The following is a 20275-nucleotide window of genomic DNA, read 5'->3' as shown; positions in this document are numbered from 1 at the left end:
GGCTTGGGCGGTTTGCCGGAAGAAGGTGCTCATGGAAAATCCCCTAAATGTCTTGGTGGAAATTTAGGGGATTTTGGGGAATTTTGCAAAGGTCTCAAATAGTACGGCAAGGCGAGGCAACGCTGTACTGGTTTAAATTTAATCCACTATAAAAAATGCCGTCTGAACCTTGGCTTCAACGTTCAGACGGCATTTTTGTTTGGATTTATTTGAAAATATAGGTATCAGGCATATCGTCGAAACCGACAACCTTACCGCCTTTATCCTTTGCAAATTTCTCAGCCTGCTCCTTGTTGCCGAACGGCAGCGCGTCTTCCGCACCCATACCGCCGATAAAGCCGCTGTCAATGACATAAAAGGCTTTTTTCGCATCTATCCACTCCGTATCGGCATTGGGATTCGTCCAATCGGTAACATTACCCATATCGGTAACGTAAATCACGCGGATGCCTTTAGGCTCTTCGGGCAGTTTGGTATAGCCGAACATCTGCTTGATGGTGGAGAACCAAACGGGCTGATCGGGTTTGCCGTTCAAAAAAATCTGGGCTTTAGGGCCGTTGTGTTCGGTCAGATTCATACTGCAATAGTGTCCGACCGAACGGTCGCTAATCTGCTGGGGTAAAGGCGGCGGCCCCTCTTCCGCCTGCCGGCAGGCACTTAAGGCGAAAACGGCAACAATTGCCAACAGGGTTTTCTTCATATTTGTCGCTTTCTAAAAATTCCGGCTGCCAAGATAAGCGGAATGATAACCCATAAAACCTGCGCGGTCAGCAAAACGGGGACGGTCAGGCTGATTTGTCCGCTCAAACCCGCCATACCCGCATACATAGCCGTATTTTCATAACCGGTCAGGTTGAGCAGGCGGTAGATGTCGGTGGGATTGAACAGCAGCACCGTTTCAACGACGGGCGCGGTAATCACCTGTTTCGAGTCGGCAACCAGAATACCCAAAAGCGCCATATCGAAGATGACGACGAAAAACAACCACACACCGATGGAAATACCGGCCGCCGTCCCCCGCTCTTTGACTTTCGCGCTAATCAAGTAGCCCATAGACAGAAAAGCCGCGCCGAGGATGATGCTGGCGGCAATCAGCAGCGCAAAGGGTTTCCAAGCGGCGATGTCGAAACTGCCGTTGGCAAGTTGCAGCGTAATGCCTGCCAACCCGTAACCTGCCGTGGTGGCGAGGGCAAGGATGATGAGGTGTCCGACAAACTTGCCGGCAAGGATTTGGTTGCGCGAAATAGGATAACTCAACAGCAACGCCATCGTACCGCGCTCGATTTCGCCGATTAGTGCATCATAGGAGAGCAGCATCGCAATCAGCGGAATCAGGAAAATAGACAGGCTCGACAGGCTGACAACGGTAACGGTCAGCGGATCGACCTTGACCGAACCGGTGGGCGAGCTGCCGAGAAAACCTAAAGAAAGGGCGAGTGCGGCAAGCAAGAGTGCGGCGGCAAGAACCCAACGGTTGCGCAGGCTGTCGCGGACTTCTTTGCCGGTAATAATCCAAACAGGGCTCATACGTCCTCCCTTTTCAAGAACTGTGCATACATTTCGTCAAGCGTCGGTGTGTGGATGTCGAGATAGGCAAGGTCGGACAGGCTGCCCAACTCACCCAACAGTTCCATACGTTCTTCCGCCTGACATTGCGCCCGATAGGAAATGCCGTCTGAAAGCGGCTGCCAGCGGCTGCTGAGGGTGCGCGGTGCATTGAGGCGGATATTGACGGTCAGCGGCAGTCCGCTTTGAACGTGCAATTCGTCCATACTGCCGTCGGCAACCTTAACGCCGTTTTTCATCACGACAATGCGGTCGGCGTGCCCGTCCAACTCGGCAAGGGCGTGGGTACTGAGCAATACGGTCGCGCCGCGCCCGTTGAGTTCGCGCACGACTTCGTAAAACATTTGCCTTGATGCAGGGTCGAGGCCGGTTGTCGGTTCGTCAAACAGCAGGACTTTGGGTTCGCCCAGCAGGGCTTGTGCCAGAGCAAGGCGTTGGCGCATCCCTTTAGAATAAGTGCCGACGCGGCGGTGTGCCGCCTGTGAAATGCCGACGCGCTCAAGCAGCCCCCGGTTCTGCGTGAGCGGCTGTTTTTTAAGTTTGGCATAAAAATCCAGCGTTTCGATGCCGGTCAGCGAAGGGTGCAGCGCAACGGTTTCGGGCAGGTAGCCGATTTGGCTGCGAAGCCGCGCCCCCGCTTTGCTGCCGGTACGTTCGCCCAAAAGCATCACTTCGCCTTCGGTCGGGGTAATCAGCCCGAGTATCAGCTTCATAATGGTGGACTTGCCCGCGCCGTTGTGCCCGGCAAGTCCGACGCTTTCTCCTGCCTTCAAAACCAAATCGACTTGGTTGACGGCTTTTTGCGCCCCGAAGCGTTTGGTTACCTTCCTCAATTCGACATGATGTGTGGTCATGGTTGTTCCTTTTGTGTTTTCAGACGGCATTTGAATCCGGATACCGTCTGAAGCAGACTAGTTCAAAGAACCGTTTTCCGCCCTGCCCCATTCCGACTTCCGCGTTTCGGCTTCTTTGAGCAGCTCGTCCTTCATCGCCTGATAACGGGTTTGAATTTTGGGGGCATAAGGCTTCATCAGCGGTTTGCTGTCCACCACGCCGCCGGGCAAAACGGCGGGAAACTGCGCCTGCGCCCATTTGACGATGCTGATTGCGGGACTGTTCATCAAGAGGCGCGATACGGGCGCGCGCCAGATGATTTGGTCGATGATACCGTTGGGACGGTACGCGCTGTCGCCGAAGCCGTCGCCGTTCAAATCGAACGCGCTGTTGTCGCTCCAGTAGTTGCCGTGTCCGCCCTCGCTCCAGTCGAGAAAGCGCGTGCTGACGTATTTGACTTGGCTTTCGTTATTGACAAAGGAATTGTCATGCAGGGACGTGCCTTCGATGGCGGCGGTAAAGTGTATGCCGATTTGACAGTTTTCAAAATGATTGGCGGACAGTTTGTCGTAGTTGGCATTGTAGGCAAAAACGCACTTGCCCGCCTTGTTGATAATGTTGTCGTGAATATCGGAATAGTTGACATAGTTGAGCATAATGCCCTGATCGCGGCTGCCGACGGCGATATTGTCAAACACTTTGAGCCGTTCGGAAAACATCAGCACATAGCCCATATTGTTGCCCACAGAAATATTGCCGCTGACTTCGCTGTCGTTGGTGTACATATAGTGGACGGCGAAACGCAAATCGCTGAAGCGGTTGTTTTTATAGGTGTTGTGCGTGCTGGTGTTGGAAAAAATGCCGTCCCGCCCTTTGGAAATGTCGTTTCCGACGACCTGCGCGCCGGGCGCATTCCAAACGGTAACGCCGTTGCCGCGCTCATTCACGCGCAAAGTCGCGTCGCCGACGATTTTATTCTCGCGCACCATCGCGTCGGCAGAACCATGCAGATATACGCCGACCGAATTATCAAAAATATTGTTGTGTTCAATCAGGGCGCGCGGAGCGGTTTCTTCGAGATAAATACCGGCATCCATTGCTGGCAGGCTCATACCGGAACGGGTAACGGTCAGGTTGCGGAGCGTTACGTCCGGCGCGTGTACGGCTATGGTACGCCCGCTCCTGTCCCCTTCGATGGTTGCGGAACGGTCGGCAGGCCCTTCAATCGTAATCGGTTTGTCGATATAAAGTTTGGTTTGATATACGCCGGAAGCCAGTTTAAGCGTATCGCCCGCATGGGCACGGGCAAGAATTTCGGCAAGATTGTCTTGCGGGGAAACGTGGACGACGGCTGCCGATGCCGTCTGAAAAATACTGCCGGCGGCAAGTATCAGCACGGCCTTCAGCCATATACGGAGCGCGGATGTGTGCATGGTGTCCCTCTGTTTCGTTCGGTATGGCCGAACAAAATAAAGCATCATTCAAATGTGCCTGTTTTTATAGCGAAACCGCCTGAAACGGTATGGCAAGCGGTTTGGCTATAAATGCCGTCTGAAGACCTGTTGCCTTCAGACGGCATTCTCCATATTCAGCCGTCAGGCCGCATTATTTGGGATGAACAATCATCTGACCGGACATTTCCATATGCAAGGCGTGGCAGAACCATTGGCAATAGTACCAGTGCACGCCCGGACGAACGGCTTTGAAGGTTACGGAAGATGTCGCTTGCGGGCCAATCTCCATAGCGATACCGTAGCCTTCCAAAGTGAAGCCGTGAGTCAAGTCCTCGATGGTCTCGACGTTGGTTACGTATACGGTTACTTCGTCGCCTTGGTTCACTTCAAATTGAGGGATACTGAATGCAGGTGCGACGGCAGTCATATACACGCGTACTTTGTTGCCTTCGCGTACGACTTTGGCGGCTTTTTCCAGCTCGACACCGTCTTTTTTCGCCTGTTCCAAAGCATCCTGCCAGAACCAAGGGTCTTTGCGGTCCCAAGTTTTGCCAGGGTTCAGTTTGGACGCGGCAACCAAACACAAGTCGTGCGGTTCGGCAAAAGTCGGGTTGTCGTGTACCAGACGCATTTCGTCGCCGGAGATGTCGATCAATTGGTCGCACTCGGGTTTCAACGGACCGGCATTCAGGAAGCGGTCTTTGGAGAATTTGTTCAAAGACACCAGCCATTGGCCGTCGGCTTCCTTGGTTTCGCCCATAGTCGTATGGTTGTGGCCCGGTTGGTAGTGAACGTCGAGTTTTTGTTTGATCGGATCGACTTTGTCGCCTTTGTAGGCTTTGATTGCGTCGTCGATGTTCCATTTCACCATTTGGCTGTCGATAAACAATGTCGTATAAGCATTGCCGCGACCGTCAAATGCAGTGTGTAACGGGCCAAGACCCAGTTGCGGTTCGGCTACGACCACATCGCGCTCTTTGATTTTGCCTGCAAACAAATCGTCCAGTTTGCTGACATCCAATACGGTAACGGTTGGAGACAGTTTACCGTTGAGCATGATGTATTTACCGTCAGGAGAAGCATTACAGCCGTGAGGAGAGTTCGGCACGGGGATATAGCGCGTGTATTTGGATTTGGCCTCAGCGCGACCGTCCAGCATTTTCACACCGTTAACTTCTTTGAAGTCGCCCGCTTTGATGCCTTCTTCGATGGCTTTCAGGTCGAAAACGACGCACCAGTCCTGCTCGTTGGAAGACGCACCTTGTACGGTCAGCGCGCGCTCGGAGTTGTAGCAGGTGGCAAAAGAATATTTGCCTTGATAGTCGGCATCACCGTTGTCCAGGTTACCGTCAACCAATACTTGCCATGCGATCTCCATGGTTTCGCCGTCGATGGCGGTGTACACGGCATTCCAGGTTTTTACATCATCCAGTTTGCCTACGCCACTAACAGGAGTAATGTGTTCGCCGTTGGCAAAGACATAACCGGTTTTCGGATAACGTTGCGGACGCAGACCGTGAATACCCGATGCATTGGGGATGTCGATGATTTTGTCGGCCTTCATCACATCCAGACGCACGCGGCAGACGCGGTTGTTTGCCTTGTCGTTGGCATAGGCATAGCGGCCGTCATAAGTTTGGTCGGTAAATGACAAGTGCGGGTGGTGAAGGTCGCCGTTGGGATAACAGCGCAGGCCGCTGTCTTTTAAGAATTTACGGGTTTCTTCGGTAATATTTCCGTTGAGGACTTTCAAGCTCTCATTGGTACGTCCCCAACCGGTCGCGCTGTCCATATTGAACACGGGGATACGCATCAGTTCGCGCATAGAAGGCAGACCGATCAGGCGCATCTCGCCGGACTGGCCGCCGGAAAGGAAGCCGTAATATTGGTCGAGTTCGCCCGGGCCGACTTCGGAAGACAGTTGGCCGGGTTTGGATTCCCCTTGCGCCTTGGCAACGGGGGCCGCGCCGGAAGCGTTAGCGGCAGCCTGTTCGCCGTCTTTAGAGCAACCCGCCAAACCCAACAGGCCCGCACCGGCAATACCTGCACCGGAAGCGGCGGCCGTACCTAAGAATGAACGACGGCTCAAGCCGTTTTGTTCTAATTTTTCGTCTGACATACAACACTCCTTGGATAAAATACGGCAAACCGGTTTTCAGACGGCAAGCCGATGGGAAAAAATTTTATTATCCTTCCGGGGAAACCCTGCCTGCCTGACACTTTGGCTTCAGACTTCCCCCGTATGCTTATTTTTCAGATTGCGCCGTTTCGGGTTTGACAAAACGGACGACCTGTTCCTGCGGCTGCTTGGAGACACTCTCCAATTCCCCTGATTTTGCAGCAGCCTGTTTTTGTTTTTTCTTATTCACTGCCACAACTTGCGGACAGCGCGTATCGTGGTGGTACATGACTTGGCAGTGCAGGCACTGGATACATTCGTTCGGATGGATGTCGCCCTCGGGCGCGATTGCCTGAACGGGGCATTCGTGCGTACAGATTTGGCAGGGGTTGCCGCACATTTTGTAGCGGCGCAGCCAGTCGAACACACGGAATCTGCCCGGCAGCGCGATGCCCGCACCCAAAGGACACAGATAACGGCAGAAGAAGCGTTCGATAAACAGCCCCGCAATCAAAAGTGCCACGGCAAAGGCGACAAACCACCAATCGCGCATGAATTTCAAAATAATTGCGGTTTTGAACGGTTCGACTTCGGCAAATTTTTCCGCCGTACCCAAATCATACAGCGAAATTGCCAAAAGTCCGAAGAAAATCAGATATTTGATAACGCTCAAACGGGTATGCAGCATATGCGGCACGATAATCTGTTTCACACCCAGTTTTTTGGCAATCCTGTTGGTCAATTCCTGTAATGAGCCGAACGGACACAGCCAACCGCAAAACGTCCCCCTGTTCCACAACAGCATAGTCGCGGCGGTAAACAGCCAAAGGATGAACACAATCGGATCCATCAGGAAAAATTCCCAATGAAATTCGGTAAGGATGGCGGAAAACAGCGTCAGCGTATTGACGACCGAAAGCTGTGCTTGCGCATACCAGCCGATATAGAAGAGCGTGAAGGTCAAAAAGGCGAGGCGGAAGCGGTCGTACCATTTTTCGTAACGCACAATCCAGTCTTGGAACAAAAACACCAGTAACAATATGGTCAGCGCAATGCCGACAACGACAATCTGCCCCTGTTTCGCTTTCCAAATCTGTTTCCATAATTGGTTGGATACACCGTTTTCAGCTGACGCATCTTCGGCAATGCCGTCTGAAGCGGCATCGGATGCTGCGGCAGGTACGGCTTCGACAGGCGCGCTGATTTCCACGGGCGGCGCTTTAGGATCATCGACATAATAACCCTGAGGCAATTCGTAATCCAAATCGGCGGTAACGAAGGCTTTATCGTTCACGCTCAATACGCGCTGAACCATTAATTGCAGACGCCACGGCTCCGCACCGTCAAACTCTACGCCTTCAGGGATGGTAAACCAAGAAACTTCTTTAAAACGCGGCGAACCGGCGGCAGACAGCGCGACGACGCGTTCATGTTGGGCATCGGTAAAACGGAAGCTGTTCTCCCCCTGAATCATCTCGATACGGTCGAAAATACCGCCGCGCACATAGCCCGAACCTTTCCAAGAATAACGGCCCTCTCCGGCAACCAAAACCGCCTGCTGCCCGGGTTTCAGCCGTTTTTGCAGATGCGCCCAGCCATCCTCTCCCAGCAGGCTTTTACCGATGGAAGGCTGGCTGACCAAGGCAACATACAAATCAATAAAGGTATCGTCAGGATCGCCCTGTTCGGCGTGATCGGCCACGCCGGCCTTGCCGCCTTTCTCAAACAGTTTGTTGATTTGATCGAGCGTGATATGCAGATGGCCGACGGCCTTTTGTTTCAAAAGTTCGTCCCAAGACAAAATATCCTGCTTGTCGGGATTTGCCATACGGCGCGGACGAGTTTCTGCCGCAGGCGCGGCTTCCTGAACATCGGAAGCGGATGCCGTCTGAAGGGCCTTATCCGAACCCAGACGGTATTGGTTGGCAATGACCTTGTACGAACGCTGGATGCTGTCGTTAATCACCATCAGCGTAACAGTCGCACCGCTGATAATGTCGCCCGGCGCCACGCCCGGAGTCGGCGGATTTTTAATAAAGTTCAGACCGATATATTTGTCGATGAATTTGTCCACGCGCGACTGGGGAATACCGATCAGCATAATCGGTTCGTGATGGTCGACCAGTTTCGCCCCGGCTATCGTGCCGTCGTTTGCCAACGCCATCAGCGTATCGATCGGTTTGCTCGAATAACCGCGCGTATTAACCACATCGGTTGTAATATAGACCAAACCGAGCTGCTCGTCGCCTTTGTAAACGCGGGCGACCATAGGCTTGCCTTCCGGCTTGCCGTAACGGTCCGCCCCCGGAAAGATTTCCGAAGGCTGTATTTTCGCCAGAAAATCAGGCAGACGCTCCGCATAAGCGGGCAGTGCCGCCGTCAAAAAGACAAAGGCGGCAAAAAACGCCGTTATCCGCGCCCGAAACGCAGACATACGCCGGATTGAAAAACAGGACATAGCTATCCCCGATATACCGATACTCTTTAATATTGATATTATATGAATCATCTATCAGCGATTTTTTGATGCAAATCAAATTTACAAATCTTAAAACCAATCCGCATACGGGATAATACTTTGTGATTACATCGATATAATGTGGGATTTCACGATGTTGTCAGACAGCACAAAAATATGCCGTCTGAAACCCCTTCAGACGGCATCCTTTTCCGGTGCACCGTTATTTGTCCAAATGATAAATCTGCGCGACGGCGTGAACCAAATCTTTATCTTCTTCCCCCGCCTTATTCAAGGTTTGAGTTGGCGAATGCAGCAGCTTGTTGGTCAGTTGGACGGACAGTCGTTCCAAAACCTCTTCTGCCGTTGCGCCTTTGGCAAGCTGTTTCATCGCATTTTCCAAGACCTGTTTGCGCGCTTTCTCTCCCTCATCCCTCAATGCCCTAATTAACGGGACACTCTGCCTGCCCTGTTGCTGCCTGACAAATTCGACAACCTTCTCAGACACCAGTGCTTCGGCGGCGGCAGCAGCCTTCTGCCTTGCCTCCTTACCGCTTTGGACGATATTGACCATATCGTCCACAGTATAAAGATAGGCATCATTCAAATCGCCGACTTCCGCTTCAATGTCGCGCGGCACTGCCAAATCAAGCATGAACAGCGGCATACTCTGCCTTTGTTTCAATGCGCGCTCCACCATGCCTTTGCCGACAATGGGGAGCTGGCTTGCCGTTGAAGAAACCACCACGTCGTAATCGTGCAGAATAACAGGCAGATCGGACAGCAGGCACGGTTCGGCGTTGACACCGAGCTTGTCGCACAACTCCTGCGCACGCGCCAACGTCCGGTTGGCAACCGTCATCAGCCGGGGATTTTTAGCGGCAAAATAAGTGGCAACCAGCTCGATCATTTCGCCTGCGCCGATAAACAATACGTTCAAATCGCCGATGTCGGGAAAAATCTGTTCCGCCAACTTGACGGACGCGGAAGCCATCGAAACCGAGTTTTCGCCGACAGCGGTATCGGTACGGATTTCTTTAGCAACGGAAAAGGTTTTTTGGAACAGGGCATTGAGTTTCTTACCCATACTTTCCTGCTCTTGAGCAACTCTGACCGCATCCTTAATCTGTCCTAAAATCTGCGGCTCGCCCAACACCATCGAATCCAAGCCGCAGGCAACGCGGAAAGCATGGCGCACAGTCTCCTGCATCCCCAAAGTATAAAGGTAGGGGCTGATTTCTTCTATGGGAAGGCTGTGGTAGTCTGCGAGCCAACGGATGATTTCTTCCGAATCGCCGACACAGTAAAGCTCGGTGCGGTTGCAGGTAGAAAGGATTACCGCCTCCGTTGCCGCATTGCTTCGGGCAAGATTGCGGACGGCTTCGGGCAGGCAGGCCGCGGCAAACGCCAGCTTTTCCCGTATGCTTAAAGGTGCGGTTTGATGATTGAGTCCGACAGCGGTAAGTTGCATGAAAAAATCGGTAAAGATGAATATAGGCCGTTATTATAGCCTAACTGACCTTGAAGACACAGACAAAAACTGCACTTCCAAACGCATCCTTGCCGTCTGAAAGTGCAGTTCCTTAAATAAGGCATCCTATTATCAGGATAGGAATTTAATCCACTTCGCCCGCGTATTGTTCGGCAGTCAGCAGACCGTCGTAATCGGCAGGATTGGCAGGTTTGATTTTGAATAACCAGCCTGCGCCATAAGGGTCGCTGTTGGCAGTTTCAGGTGCACTGGGTAAGTCATCGTTGACGGCAACGACTTCGCCCGCAATCGGCGCGTACACGTCAGATGCGGCTTTTACAGACTCAACCACACCGGCTTGCTCTTCAGCGGCAAGGTTTGCGCCGACTTCAGGCAGCTCGACAAACACGATGTCGCCCAACAGCTCTTGCGCGTGGTGGGTAATGCCGACGGTAATCGTACCGTCTTCTTCAAGGCGCAGCCATTCATGGCTGGCAACATATTTCAGTTCGACCGGGATGTTATTGCTCATGGTTTGATTCTCCATTGGTAGGGGGTTATTTTCAGACGGCATCTGCTCAGCTTAGCGTGCGCAGATACCTCGTGCGATTAATTCTTCCAAGCGTCCGTAATGGACGGCAATCATATTGTTTTTATCTTGTTCCAATTCTTGCTTTTGGGCGGAAGGAAGTTTAGGGGAGGCAGAATAATCCAAATACGCTTCGTTTATCTTGCGCTTGTTACTTGCCATTACGCCGCTTGCACGGAATACAACGATTTCTTGTTTGGACCTCATATTGTCTGCAACGGCAACCTTCAGACCTTTGCTGCGGTAATCTGCACAAATGCCTGCAACAGCCGATACTTCATCCACTTCAACTGTGCCCGCATAACGGCTGAACGCAAACAGGGTAAATGATTTCGCTTGCGACAATGATTTCAGGTCGGAAGCACGGCTTCTACCCTTATTATCTTGCACGGCAATACTCAAATCATCATTCATGCGGACAATATCAAGAGCATATTCCCCGTCTATCACCACCTCGCCGGCAATCTTTCCATTGCCGCCAACGATTTTCATAAATATTGCAGTATGGGATTTTCCTTCTGTATCGAAAAACATCAATCCGCGCTCGTCGGCAGACGAAGCGCAGGCCGATAACATCAATAACAACAATAAACTGCCAAAGGTTGCTTTCATAGGGAACAACAATTCCTTAAAACCTGCTTTCAGACGGCATATGAAATGAAAATGCCGTCTGAACCGATATTAATCAAACTGTTTTTGACCGTTGCGGACGAACGGCAGCTTCAGTACGCGCACGTCCGCTTCTTTGCCGCGAATCAGCACTTTGGCGGTATCGCCGTCAAAATCTTTCGGTACGCGCGCGATGGCGATGGATTGTTTCAGGCTGGGCGAGAATACGCCGCTGGTGGTTTCGCCTTTGCCTTTGTCGGTCAACACTTCCATATGCGCGCGCAGGATGCCGCCTTTGTTGAGCAGCAAACCGACTTGTTTGACGGCAACGCCTTTTTCTTTCAATGCCAGCAAGGCGGCTTTGCCGACGAAGTCGCGGCTTTCGTCTTTCAAATCAACCGTCCAGCCCATGCCTGCTTCGAGCGGGCTGGTGTCGTCGTCCATATCGTTGCCGTAGAGGTTCATGCCGGCTTCCATGCGCAGGGTGTCGCGTGCGCCGAGGCCGCAGGGCTGTACGCCGGCTTGTTGCAGGGCTTTGAAGAATGCAACGGCTTCGGTGCCGGGCAGGATGACTTCCACGCCGTCTTCGCCGGTGTAGCCGGTGCGGGCAACAAACCAGTCGTTGCCCAAATCCGCGCCTTGGAACGGTTTGAGATTATTGACGACGTCCGCCCATTCAGGTTTGACGGTCAGGAGTTTTTCGATGGCTTTAGGACCTTGCACGGCAAGCATGCCGAGGTCGTAGCGTGGATTGAAGGCAACGCCGAACTCTTGTCCAACTTTGTGGAATTGCGCCGTGTCTTTCTCGCGGGTCGCGCCGTTGGATACGATGCGGTATTGGGTTTCGGCTTCGTTGGTGCGGTAAACGATCAAGTCGTCAATCACACCACCGTTGTCGTTGAGCAGCGCGGAATAAAGGGCTTTGCCGACGAAGGCGAGTTTGGCAACGTCGTTGGCAATCAGTTTGCGGAAAAAGGCTTTGGCGTTCGCTCCGGCGACGTCGGTAACGAGCATATGGGATACGTCGAACATGCCTGCGTCGGTGCGCACGGCTTCGTGTTCGGCGATTTGCGAACCATAATGGATGGGCAGCTCCCAGCCGGCAAAATCGACCAGCTTCGCGCCTGCATCTTGATGGGCTTGGTGAAACGGGGTGGTTTTCAGAGCAGTCATTCTCAAGTTTCTCTGGATTTTTTGTTCAGATGCCGCCCGCGCACCTGTGCGCGGATGACCCTATCTGTCCTTGAACCTGAGATTTTCGGCCGTATCCGCTGGATGGCAAACCAGTCTGCTCACTGCTTTGCGCGGTTGTCTGAATGGTGGTTCAGACGGCCTTCTCCCCTTCGGTGGGCGTATCTTTGGGAAACGCCGCTCTCCAGATGTTTTATTTCAATGTGCAGTCCCTGTTGCCTGAGCGATTTAAGGGCATCTGCGCCTTCGGCGGCTACGCGTAATCGGGTGTAGCTCTCTCCTGCACATTTCCCGATTATGTCTTGAATCGGCGGTTTGGGCAAGCCGTCTTAAAGAGATGCAAACCGACCGCCTCTGTTTCCACATGATTTTCCGAAAACAAAATTTGTCCCGGATGACGGTATAACTTTTTATATGTTAATATGACCTCCATCTGTGCGGATTGCCGCAAACATACGGACAGACAATCCGGATTCCTTAAAACGGAACGCAAATATGCCCCAACTCACTTTAGACAAAACCGATATTAAAATCTTACAGGTTCTCCAGGAAAACGGCAGGCTGACCAATGTCGAACTGTCCGAACGTGTCGCACTTTCGCCTTCTCCGTGCCTGCGCCGTCTGAAGCAGTTGGAAGATGCCGGCATCGTCCGCCAATATGCCGCGCTGCTGTCTCCGGAATCCGTTAATCTGGGGCTTCAGGCATTTATCCGCGTTTCCATCAGCAAAGCAAAAGACGCGCGGGAAGACTTTGCCGCATCGGTTCGAAAATGGCCGGAAGTCTTGAGCTGCTTCGCCCTGACAGGGGAAACCGACTACCTGCTTCAGGCATTTTTTACCGATATGAACGCGTTTTCCCATTTTGTTTTGGATACGCTCCTGTCCCACCACGGCGTACAGGATGCGCAATCGAGCTTTGTTTTAAAAGAAATCAAACACACCACCTCCCTGCCGCTCAACCACCTGCTGAAGGAATAGTGCCCTTCCCGATTTTCCCGCACGTGCAATCTGCAAACACATTTACATGACAATAATGAATATCAATACTTCCGAAAATAAAGATGCTGTTGCCGAACACACCGGACAATGGTTGGAAAAAGCCGTCATCGGTCTGAACCTGTGTCCCTTTGCCAAAGCCCCCCACGTTAAAAACCTTGTCCGCATCGCGATCAGCGAAGCCAAACACCTTGACGGTTTTTTGGAAGACTTGGACGAAGAACTGCAGCGACTGGGCAATACGTCCGCCACCGAACTGGAAACCACCCTGCTGGTTCACCCGACCCTATTCCCCGATTTCGACGTATTCAACGATATGCTCGACATTGCCGATGCCGCCGTTGTCGAAAACGGCTTGGAAGGCATCATCCAAATCGCGCCGTTCCATCCCCAATTCCGCTTTCAGAATACCGAACCCGACGACATCGGCAACTATACCAACCGTTCTCCCTATCCGACGCTGCACCTTATCCGCGAAGACAGCATTGCCAAAGCTGCGCAAGCCTTTCCCGACGCTTCGGCAATATTCGAACGCAATATCGCCCTGCTGGAAAAAATGGGGCATGAAGGTTGGGAAAAACTGGGGATTTCGCAATGTCCGTTTACCCGCAATAAACAGCAGGGTGAAAAATGATACGCTACCTGTTGATTGCCTGCGGCTGCATTTCCCTGCTGCTGGGGATAATCGGCATTTTTTTGCCACTGTTGCCGACCACGCCGTTCGTACTGCTCTCCGCCGCCTGCTGGGCAAAGGCATCCCCGCGTTTTCACTGCTGGCTGCACCGCCACCGCTATTTCGGCCCGATGGTTCATAACTGGGAACAAAACGGCGCAGTACCGCGCAAAGCCAAGATTTTCGCCATCAGCATGATGACCGCATCCTGCCTGATGATGTTTTGGCAGTTCCCCCAACGCTGGTGGGTAGGCGCAATTTCATCGGTTTTCTGTTCCCTTGTCGCCATATGGATGTGGCGCAGGCCCGAATCTTGAATGCCGTCTGAAAGGGATAAGGGCAAACAAACGGACGGGGCAAACCTGCTTCATTGCAAATATATGTTAAAATAAATTCATTTTTCGTTTTTGATAGATTATTTATTAAAGATATATATTTCTTTGTTTTAAATAAAATTATTTATCAAAAAGAACATATATTCCCAAACACGGCAATCCGCCTTCCCGCCGCCTTCCGGTTTGGGAAACTGGTTTATCCTGATTATTTACTTTACAATCAATCGGAAAACTTTTTTCAAAAACAAACAGGCAGCACAGTCCGCCTATGTCCGGGCGGCACGAAGCCTGTATCACTCCCGCGCGCCGCGCAAGGCAGTGCTTGAATCGAGGAAACACGATGCGCCACCTACCCCTGTTTTCACTAATGCTTTTCCCGGCATCGGTTTACGCCGCAGATTTGGACGGCGCAAACCTAAACCTGCTGTGGGGTCTGCCCTTTGCCCTGATTTTGCTGTCTATCGCATTGGGCCCCTTGTTTTTTTCTCATACCTGGCATTACCATTACGGCAAAATTACCGCCTTTTGGACATTGCTGTTCCTCATCCCGTTCAGTTTGGTTTTTGGCGCGTCCGCCGGTATCCATACCGTCGCACACGCACTCGTTGAAGAATACATCCCCTTCATCCTGCTGCTGCTTGCCCTGTACACCATTTCAGGCGGCATTTTAGTTTGGGGCGACTTGAACGGCACACCCAAGCTCAACACCGCCCTGCTTGCCGTCGGCACGGCACTGGCTTCAATTATGGGTACGACCGGCGCGGCAATGCTGATGATCCGCCCTTTGCTGAAAGCCAATCAAACCCGTGCCCACCGCGTGCACATCGTCATCTTCTTCATTTTCTTGGTTGCAAACATCGGCGGCGGCCTGACCCCTTTGGGCGACCCCCCACTCTTCCTCGGCTTTCTTAAGGGTGTAGATTTCATGTGGACGGTCAAGCATATGCTCGCCCCTGTCCTGATCAGCACCGCTGTCCTGTTGACCGCCTTCTATTTCATCGACAACCGTCTCTTCAAACAGGAAAGCATTGCACAAGATACTCCGGCACAACAGGAAAAACCCGAAAAAATCGCCATCTTCGGAAAATGGAATTTTCTCCTGCTGACGGGCGTGGTCGGCGCGGTTCTAATGTCCGGCCTTTGGAAACCCGAACACTCGGGATTTGAAATCCTCGGCAGCCGTTACGCCCTGCAAAACCTCGTCCGCGATGTCATCCTGATTGTATTGACCGCCGTATCTATGGCAATCACGCCCAAACAAGTCCGCGCAGGCAACGAATTCAACTTTGAACCCATCGCCGAAGTGGGCAAACTCTTCCTCGGCATCTTCATCACCATCTTCCCCGTCCTGAGCATTCTGAAAGCAGGCGAGGCAGGCGCGCTGGGCGGGGTGGTATCGCTGGTTCACGATACAGCAGGTCATCCGATTAATACAATGTATTTCTGGATGAGCGGCATATTGTCGGCATTCTTGGATAATGCGCCCACTTATCTCGTGTTTTTCAATATGGCGGGCGGCGATGCCCAAGCCTTGATGACGGGTCCCCTGTTCCATACCCTGCTGGCCGTCTCTATGGGTTCGGTATTTATGGGTGCACTGACCTACATCGGCAACGCGCCGAACTTCATGGTCAAAGCCATTGCCGAACAGCGCGGCGTACCGATGCCCTCGTTTTTCGGTTATATGATGTGGTCGGCGGGTTTTCTGATTCCTGTCTTCATCATCCACACCCTTGTCTTTTTCGTTTTCAAACTGCTGTAAACGCCATGCCGTCTGAACCTTCAGACGGCATTTTAAATTTCAGCATAATCAAATCGATATTTCTCCCTTCCGACAATTAAAAACGGCTTCCGCAAGGAAAAAAGCGGCAAATCTGACAAACAGGTACAATTCCTGATAAAATCTAACACTTTGCTACATTAATTTATTCAATGCTTTTGATGCCCCGCGACACCGTATCAAAACACGCCGTTATTACCTTAACCATCACAAGTAATGCAAATCTATGATTAAAATCAAAAAAGGTCTAGACCTGCCCATCGCGGGCAGACCGGAGCAAGTCATTTATGACGGGCCGGCCATCACCGAAGTCGCGTTGCTTGGCGAAGAATATGTCGGCATGCGCCCCTCGATGAAAATCAAGGAAGGCGAAGCCGTCAAAAAAGGCCAAGTGCTGTTTGAAGACAAAAAGAATCCGGGCGTAGTATTTACCGCGCCGGCTTCAGGCAAAATCGCCGCGATTCACCGTGGCGAAAAGCGCGTACTTCAGTCAGTCGTGATTGCCGTTGAAGGCAACGACGAAATCGAGTTCGAACGCTACGCACCTGAAGCGTTGGCAAAATTGAGCAACGAAGAAGTGCGCCGCAACCTGATTCAATCCGGTTTGTGGACTGCGCTGCGTACCCGTCCGTTCAGCAAAATTCCTGCTGTCGATGCCGAGCCGTTCGCCATCTTCGTCAATGCGATGGACACCAATCCTCTGGCTGCCGATCCTACGGTCATCATCAAAGAAGCCGCCGAAGACTTCAAACACGGCCTGTTGGTATTGAGCCGCCTGACCGAGCGTAAAATCCATGTGTGTAAAGCAGCAGGCGCAGACGTGCCGTCTGCAAACGCTGCCAATATTGAAACACATGAATTCGGCGGTCCGCATCCCGCGGGTTTGAGCGGTACGCACATTCATTTCATCAAGCCAGTCGGCGCGAATAAAACCGTTTGGACCATCAATTATCAAGATGTGATTGCCATCGGACGTTTGTTTACTACAGGCCGTCTGAACACCGAGCGCGTGATTGCCTTGGGAGGCTCCCAAGTCAACAAACCGCGCCTCTTGCGTACCGTTTTGGGCGCAAAAGTATCGCAAATTACCGCCGGCGAATTGGTTAATGCAGACAACCGTGTGATTTCCGGCTCGGTATTAAACGGCGCGATTGCACAAGGCGCGCACGATTATTTGGGACGCTACCACAATCAGATTTCCGTTATCGAAGAAGGCCGCAGCAAAGAGCTATTCGGCTGGGTTGCGCCGCAGCCGGACAAATACTCCATCACGCGGACGACCCTCGGCCATTTCCTGAAAAACAAACTCTTCAAGTTCACGACAGCCGTCAACGGCGGCGACCGCGCCATGGTCCCCATCGGCACTTACGAGCGCGTGATGCCGCTGGACATCCTGCCCACCCTGCTTTTGCGCGATTTAATCGTCGGCGATACCGACAGCGCGCAGGCTTTGGGTTGCTTGGAATTGGACGAAGAAGACCTCGCTTTGTGCAGCTTCGTCTGCCCGGGCAAATACGAATACGGCCCGCTGTTGCGCAAGGTGCTGGAAACCATTGAGAAGGAAGGCTGATTATGGGCTTGAAACATTTTCTTGAAAAAATCGAACCGCACTTCCTGCCGGGCGGCAAACATGAAAAATGGTATGCCCTCTACGAAGCTGCGGCGACGATTTTCTACACATCCGGTGCGGTAACGCGCAAAGCGGCGCACGTCCGCGACGCGCTCGACTCCAAACGCATGATGATTTTGGTGTGGCTGGCTTTGTTCCCTGCCATGTTTTACGGTATGTACAACGTCGGCGTACAGGCATTCGGTGCGTTAACGCCTGATTTGCTGCAACAAAACATCGCCAACGACTGGCATTACGCCCTTGCCAACGCTTTGGGCATCAATATGTCGTCTGAAGCGGGTGTGTTGGGCAAAATGCTGTTCGGCGCGATTTACTTCCTGCCGATTTACGCGACCGTATTTATCGTCGGCGGTTTTTGGGAAGTCTTGTTCGCCACCGTGCGCAAACACGAAATCAACGAAGGTTTCTTCGTGACTTCGATTTTGTTCGCCTTAATCGTTCCGCCTACCCTGCCGCTGTGGCAGGCCGCCTTGGGTATTACCTTCGGCGTGGTGGTTGCGAAAGAGGTATTCGGCGGTACGGGTAAAAACTTTATGAACCCTGCGCTGGCAGGCCGTGCCTTCTTGTTCTTCGCCTACCCTGCCAATATTACCGGTGACACCGTTTGGACGGCAGTTGACGGCTATTCCGGCGCAACCGCGCTCGCTCAATGGGCGGCACACGGTGCAGACGGCCTGCAAAATGCCGTTACCGGTAAATCCATCACTTGGATGGATGCGTTTATCGGTAATGTGCCCGGCTCAATCGGCGAAGTCTCCACTTTGGCACTCTTAATCGGCGGCGCGTTTATCGTGTTTGCCCGCATCGCTTCTTGGCGCATTATTGCCGGCGTGATGATCGGTATGATTGCGATGTCTTCGCTGTTTAACGTCATCGGTTCGGACACCAACGCTATGTTTGCTATGCCTTGGTACTGGCATCTGGTCATCGGCGGCTTCGCCATCGGTATGCTGTTTATGGCGACCGACCCCGTTTCCGCTTCCTTTACCAATGTCGGCAAATGGTGGTACGGCGCGCTGATTGGCGTGATGTGCGTGTTAATCCGCGTGGTTAACCCTGCTTACCCCGAAGGCATGATGTTGGCGATTCTGTTTGCCAACCTGTTTGCCCCGATTTTCGACTATTTCGTCGCACAAGCGAACATCAAACGCAGAAAGGCGCGCAGCAATGGCTAAGAAATTCGATAAAGACAGCTTCAGCGGCACGCTGATTGTCGTGTTGGCGGTCAGCCTGATTTGCTCGGTCATCGTTGCCGGTGCGGTCGTCGGCTTGAAACCCATCCAAGAAAAACAAAAACTTCAAGACAAACAAGGCTATATTTTGAGTGTAGCCGGTTTGATGGATAAAAACACCGACATCGGCAAAACCTTTGCCGAGCGTATCGAGCAACGCGTGGTCGATTTGGCGACCGGCGAATATGTGAAAGACGCGCCGAAAGACTTCAGCGCGCGCATCGCAGGCAAAGACCCCGCGCAAAGCATCCGCATCAAACCCGAAGACGATTTGGCAGGCATCAAAAGCCGTGCCAAATACACTGAGGTTTATTTGGTAAAAGGCGAAGACGGCAAAATCGGGCAAATCATCCTGCCGATGCACGGCAACGGTTTGTGGTCGGTCATGTACGGCTTTGTCGCCATTCAACCCGACGGCAACACCATCAACGGCATTACCTACTACGAACAAGGCGAAACCCCGGGCTTGGGCGGCGAAATCGGCAATCCGTTGTGGCAGCAAAAATTCGTCGGCAAAAAACTCTTTGACGGACAAGGCAAACTCGCCCTGCACGTCGGCAAAGGCGCGGGTTCGGACAAAGAACACGGCGTAGATGCCCTCTCCGGCGCGTCGCTGACATCCAAAGGCGTGCAAGGTTCGTTCGCCTACTGGTTCGGCGAAAACGGCTATATCCCCTACCTGAACAAATTGAAATCAGCAGGAGCACAATAATGGCTGACATGAAACGCTTGAAATATTTGATGTTTTCACCCTTTATCGACAACAACCCGATTGCCTTGCAGGTTTTGGGTATTTGTTCGGCTTTGGCGGTTACCACCAAGCTTCAGACGGCCATCGTGATGGGTATTTCCGTGAGTTTGGTAACTGGTTTTTCCAGCTTTTTCATTTCTTTGGTACGCAACTACATCCCCAACAGCATCCGTATTATTGTGCAAATGGCGATTGTTGCCTCTTTGGTAACGCTGGTTGACCAACTGCTTCAGGCCTTTGCCTATGAGCTGTCCAAACAGCTCTCCGTATTTGTCGGCCTGATTATTACCAACTGTATCGTGATGGGCCGTGCCGAAGCATTCGCCATGAAAGAGCCGCCGCTGGAAAGCTTGGTTGACGGCATCGGTAACGGCGCAGGTTACGGCATGATGTTGATCATCATCGCAACCATCCGCGAATTGATCGGCTCAGGTAAGCTCTTTGGCTACACCATTTTCCAAACCGTACAAGATGGCGGCTGGTATCAAACCAACGGCTTGTTCCTGCTCGCTCCCAGCGCGTTCTTCATCATCGGTTTCTTGGTATGGGGTCTGCGCACTTGGAAACCTGAACAGGCGGAGAAATAA

General features: G+C 52.4%; 18 protein-coding genes and 1 riboswitch. Of the genes, 8 read left to right on the top strand and 10 right to left on the bottom strand.

What is annotated here, in order from left to right:
* Positions 1–205 precede the first annotated feature (205 nt).
* The 10 genes from Q3O06_RS04410 to gcvT form a co-directional block, all read right to left on the bottom strand.
* Positions 206–700 carry a nitrous oxide reductase accessory protein NosL gene (locus Q3O06_RS04410; protein ID WP_301817871.1) on the bottom strand — a complete coding sequence of 165 codons (495 nt, stop codon included), beginning with the start codon at positions 698–700 and terminating at the stop codon, positions 206–208.
* Positions 697–1527 carry an ABC transporter permease gene (locus Q3O06_RS04405; protein ID WP_301817870.1) on the bottom strand — a complete coding sequence of 277 codons (831 nt, stop codon included), beginning with the start codon at positions 1525–1527 and terminating at the stop codon, positions 697–699. The genes Q3O06_RS04410 and Q3O06_RS04405 overlap by 4 nt, the downstream gene beginning before the upstream one ends.
* Entirely contained in the window at positions 1524–2420 is an 897-nt protein-coding gene (locus Q3O06_RS04400) for an ABC transporter ATP-binding protein (protein WP_301817877.1), read from the bottom strand. The genes Q3O06_RS04405 and Q3O06_RS04400 overlap by 4 nt, the downstream gene beginning before the upstream one ends.
* A 57-nt stretch (positions 2421–2477) precedes the next feature.
* Positions 2478–3833 (bottom strand): nitrous oxide reductase family maturation protein NosD, encoded by a 1356-nt coding sequence (locus Q3O06_RS04395; protein ID WP_301817869.1) that lies wholly within the window; start codon positions 3831–3833, stop codon positions 2478–2480.
* Positions 3834–4005: 172 nt separating this feature from the next.
* Positions 4006–5973, bottom strand: coding sequence for a TAT-dependent nitrous-oxide reductase (nosZ, locus tag Q3O06_RS04390; protein WP_301817868.1), 1968 nt, complete (start codon positions 5971–5973; stop codon positions 4006–4008).
* Positions 5974–6100: 127 nt separating this feature from the next.
* The gene (locus Q3O06_RS04385) at positions 6101–8407 is read right to left on the bottom strand and encodes a NosR/NirI family protein (protein WP_301817867.1); all 2307 of its coding nucleotides are present in this window, start codon (positions 8405–8407) and stop codon (positions 6101–6103) included.
* A 247-nt stretch (positions 8408–8654) separates the two neighbouring features.
* Positions 8655–9902 carry a glutamyl-tRNA reductase gene (hemA, locus tag Q3O06_RS04380; RefSeq protein WP_301817866.1) on the bottom strand — a complete coding sequence of 416 codons (1248 nt, stop codon included), beginning with the start codon at positions 9900–9902 and terminating at the stop codon, positions 8655–8657.
* 145 nt (positions 9903–10047) lie between these two features.
* A complete protein-coding gene (gene gcvH, locus Q3O06_RS04375) occupies positions 10048–10434 on the bottom strand; it encodes a glycine cleavage system protein GcvH (protein ID WP_301817876.1) in 387 nt (128 codons plus the stop codon).
* A 51-nt stretch (positions 10435–10485) separates the two neighbouring features.
* The gene (locus Q3O06_RS04370; protein WP_308446888.1) at positions 10486–11025 is read right to left on the bottom strand and encodes a hypothetical protein; all 540 of its coding nucleotides are present in this window, start codon (positions 11023–11025) and stop codon (positions 10486–10488) included.
* Between the two features lie 147 nt (positions 11026–11172).
* Positions 11173–12273, bottom strand: a complete 1101-nt coding sequence (gene gcvT, locus Q3O06_RS04365) for a glycine cleavage system aminomethyltransferase GcvT (protein ID WP_301817864.1) — start codon at positions 12271–12273, stop codon at positions 11173–11175.
* Between the two features lie 214 nt (positions 12274–12487).
* Positions 12488–12584: riboswitch (glycine riboswitch) on the bottom strand.
* A gap of 202 nt (positions 12585–12786) precedes the next feature.
* On the opposite strand from gcvT, the gene Q3O06_RS04360 reads away from it, so the two are divergent.
* The 8 genes from Q3O06_RS04360 (at position 12787) to Q3O06_RS04325 (ending at position 20275) form a co-directional block, all read left to right on the top strand.
* Positions 12787–13269 (top strand): Lrp/AsnC family transcriptional regulator, encoded by a 483-nt coding sequence (locus Q3O06_RS04360; protein WP_107818519.1) that lies wholly within the window; start codon positions 12787–12789, stop codon positions 13267–13269.
* Positions 13270–13315: 46 nt separating this feature from the next.
* The gene (locus Q3O06_RS04355) at positions 13316–13921 is read left to right on the top strand and encodes a DUF1415 domain-containing protein (RefSeq protein ID WP_301817863.1); all 606 of its coding nucleotides are present in this window, start codon (positions 13316–13318) and stop codon (positions 13919–13921) included.
* On the top strand, positions 13918–14277 hold the full coding sequence (locus tag Q3O06_RS04350; protein WP_301817862.1) for a YbaN family protein: 360 nt from the start codon (positions 13918–13920) through the stop codon (positions 14275–14277). The genes Q3O06_RS04355 and Q3O06_RS04350 overlap by 4 nt, the downstream gene beginning before the upstream one ends.
* Positions 14278–14635: 358 nt before the next feature.
* A complete protein-coding gene (locus Q3O06_RS04345; protein WP_301817861.1) occupies positions 14636–16057 on the top strand; it encodes a sodium:proton antiporter in 1422 nt (473 codons plus the stop codon).
* Positions 16058–16301: 244 nt separating this feature from the next.
* Positions 16302–17645 (top strand): Na(+)-translocating NADH-quinone reductase subunit A, encoded by a 1344-nt coding sequence (locus tag Q3O06_RS04340; RefSeq protein WP_301817860.1) that lies wholly within the window; start codon positions 16302–16304, stop codon positions 17643–17645.
* 2 nt (positions 17646–17647) lie between these two features.
* Positions 17648–18880, top strand: a complete 1233-nt coding sequence (locus Q3O06_RS04335) for an NADH:ubiquinone reductase (Na(+)-transporting) subunit B (protein WP_301817859.1) — start codon at positions 17648–17650, stop codon at positions 18878–18880.
* A complete protein-coding gene (locus Q3O06_RS04330) occupies positions 18873–19649 on the top strand; it encodes a Na(+)-translocating NADH-quinone reductase subunit C (RefSeq protein ID WP_114935033.1) in 777 nt (258 codons plus the stop codon). The genes Q3O06_RS04335 and Q3O06_RS04330 overlap by 8 nt, the downstream gene beginning before the upstream one ends.
* The gene (locus tag Q3O06_RS04325; protein WP_036493003.1) at positions 19649–20275 is read left to right on the top strand and encodes an NADH:ubiquinone reductase (Na(+)-transporting) subunit D; all 627 of its coding nucleotides are present in this window, start codon (positions 19649–19651) and stop codon (positions 20273–20275) included. The genes Q3O06_RS04330 and Q3O06_RS04325 overlap by 1 nt, the downstream gene beginning before the upstream one ends.

Source organism: Neisseria maigaei (assembly GCF_958267405.1).
Classification (GTDB): domain Bacteria; phylum Pseudomonadota; class Gammaproteobacteria; order Burkholderiales; family Neisseriaceae; genus Neisseria; species Neisseria bergeri.
The sequence above is the reverse complement of the archived record's forward strand: the minus strand, read 5'-3'. Positions and strand labels throughout refer to the sequence as shown.

Bases quoted from the DNA above. Each gene is read 5' to 3' on its own strand.
- Q3O06_RS04340 (WP_301817860.1), top strand. From the start codon at position 16,302: ATGATTAAAATCAAAAAAGGTCTAGACCTGCCCATCGCGGGCAGACCG.
- Q3O06_RS04345 (WP_301817861.1), top strand. From the start codon at position 14,636: ATGCGCCACCTACCCCTGTTTTCACTAATGCTTTTCCCGGCATCGGTT.
- Q3O06_RS04385 (WP_301817867.1), bottom strand. From the start codon at position 8,407: ATGTCTGCGTTTCGGGCGCGGATAACGGCGTTTTTTGCCGCCTTTGTC.
- Q3O06_RS04335 (WP_301817859.1), top strand. From the start codon at position 17,648: ATGGGCTTGAAACATTTTCTTGAAAAAATCGAACCGCACTTCCTGCCG.
- Q3O06_RS04400 (WP_301817877.1), bottom strand. From the start codon at position 2,420: ATGACCACACATCATGTCGAATTGAGGAAGGTAACCAAACGCTTCGGG.
- gcvT (WP_301817864.1), bottom strand. From the start codon at position 12,273: ATGACTGCTCTGAAAACCACCCCGTTTCACCAAGCCCATCAAGATGCA.
- Q3O06_RS04330 (WP_114935033.1), top strand. From the start codon at position 18,873: ATGGCTAAGAAATTCGATAAAGACAGCTTCAGCGGCACGCTGATTGTC.
- hemA (WP_301817866.1), bottom strand. From the start codon at position 9,902: ATGCAACTTACCGCTGTCGGACTCAATCATCAAACCGCACCTTTAAGC.
- Q3O06_RS04410 (WP_301817871.1), bottom strand. From the start codon at position 700: ATGAAGAAAACCCTGTTGGCAATTGTTGCCGTTTTCGCCTTAAGTGCC.
- Q3O06_RS04350 (WP_301817862.1), top strand. From the start codon at position 13,918: ATGATACGCTACCTGTTGATTGCCTGCGGCTGCATTTCCCTGCTGCTG.
- Q3O06_RS04355 (WP_301817863.1), top strand. From the start codon at position 13,316: ATGACAATAATGAATATCAATACTTCCGAAAATAAAGATGCTGTTGCC.
- Q3O06_RS04405 (WP_301817870.1), bottom strand. From the start codon at position 1,527: ATGAGCCCTGTTTGGATTATTACCGGCAAAGAAGTCCGCGACAGCCTG.
- nosZ (WP_301817868.1), bottom strand. From the start codon at position 5,973: ATGTCAGACGAAAAATTAGAACAAAACGGCTTGAGCCGTCGTTCATTC.
- Q3O06_RS04370 (WP_308446888.1), bottom strand. From the start codon at position 11,025: ATGTTTTTCGATACAGAAGGAAAATCCCATACTGCAATATTTATGAAA.
- Q3O06_RS04360 (WP_107818519.1), top strand. From the start codon at position 12,787: ATGCCCCAACTCACTTTAGACAAAACCGATATTAAAATCTTACAGGTT.
- Q3O06_RS04395 (WP_301817869.1), bottom strand. From the start codon at position 3,833: ATGCACACATCCGCGCTCCGTATATGGCTGAAGGCCGTGCTGATACTT.
- Q3O06_RS04325 (WP_036493003.1), top strand. From the start codon at position 19,649: ATGGCTGACATGAAACGCTTGAAATATTTGATGTTTTCACCCTTTATC.
- gcvH (WP_301817876.1), bottom strand. From the start codon at position 10,434: ATGAGCAATAACATCCCGGTCGAACTGAAATATGTTGCCAGCCATGAA.